Raw genomic sequence first — 1,201 nt, 5'->3', positions numbered from 1 at the left:
CTCGATGCCTTCACCCCCGAGGAATGCGCCAATTACCTGAAAAATTCAGGCTATCGAACTTAATGCCATCACGCTTTAGTACCTCGTCACAGTGATTATGACTCTTTGGAAGTGGCGGGATAGGCGCCTGCCATTTTGGCGCGAGCCTTGTCTGTTGTGAACATCCATTTGATGCGGGAGCGGGCGGCATTTCGTTGTCGTTCCCAGGCGGTGATTTCGCGGCGCAGTCGCTTGGGGTCGTCGATCCTGCGATCCAGACACTGGCCTCGCAGGATGCCGATTTCGATTTCGACCATGTTGAGCCAACTTGCGTGCTTTGGGGTGTAGTGGAACTCGAGCCGTCGCAAAATCCGCCTGGCTTCGGCGGGCGGGAACGCCTGGTAGAGGGCGCCGGCGGAGTGGGTCGATAAATTGTCCTGGACGACCCGGATGATCTCGGCGTCGGGATAATGGATGTCGACGAGATCACGCATGCATTGGGCGTAATCTCTTGCCGCTCGCCGCTCGGTGACCTTGACCTTGCGCCAGGGACGATGCACGTCGAGGAGAACGAAGAGATTGACCGTGCCATTGCGACGATACTCATAATCGTAACGTTCGAGCCTGCCGGGCTTGGCCGGAATGGGCTGACGCACCTCGCCGATGAGTTGCACCGGGCTTTCGTCGAAGCACACCACTGGCCGTCTGGAGTCGGGCGAGCACATCCTCCATGCGGGCGACGTATTCGCCGTCGACCTGCGGAATGCACCACATGTCTTTGCGCCAGGGCTTGAGGCCATTCTCGGCCAGGCGCCGCCGAACCGTCTCGTGCGACAGGCTCTTGTGTTCGGTAAGCTTGACCATCGCACCCGCCAGCAGCTTTAGCGTCCAGCGGGCACGGCCCTTTGGCGGACTGGCGCAGGCTGTCGCCACCAGCAAGGCTTCTTCCTTGCCCGTGAGTTTGCGTTCCGCCCCGGGACGCGGCTCTTCGGTCAGCGCCCGCTCCAGATTGCCCTCCACGAAGCGTCGCTTGGTCCGATACACGGTCGAGCCGCTCACGCCRACGCTYCTTGCGATCTCCTCGTCGCTGGTCYCGGCATCGGCGGCCAGCAAAATCTGCGCTCGCTTGAGCTTGCGGGACGCATGCTTGCCGCCGCTGAGCAGMGCCCTCAGTTCGGTGCGCTCGATTTGGCTGAGTTCGACCCGATGAGTTCGACCCGAT

General features: G+C 61.2%; 1 pseudogene. It reads right to left on the bottom strand.

Annotated elements, in window-relative coordinates:
• Positions 1–95: 95 nt before the first annotated feature.
• Positions 96–1,167, bottom strand: a pseudogene (locus AB4Z51_RS44940) (IS630 family transposase).
• Positions 1,168–1,201 lie beyond the last annotated feature (34 nt).

This window comes from Bradyrhizobium sp. 2TAF36, from assembly GCF_052114925.1.
GTDB lineage: Bacteria > Pseudomonadota > Alphaproteobacteria > Rhizobiales > Xanthobacteraceae > Bradyrhizobium > Bradyrhizobium barranii.
Note: the sequence above shows the minus strand (reverse complement) of the source record. Positions and strands in the feature narration are given on the sequence as shown.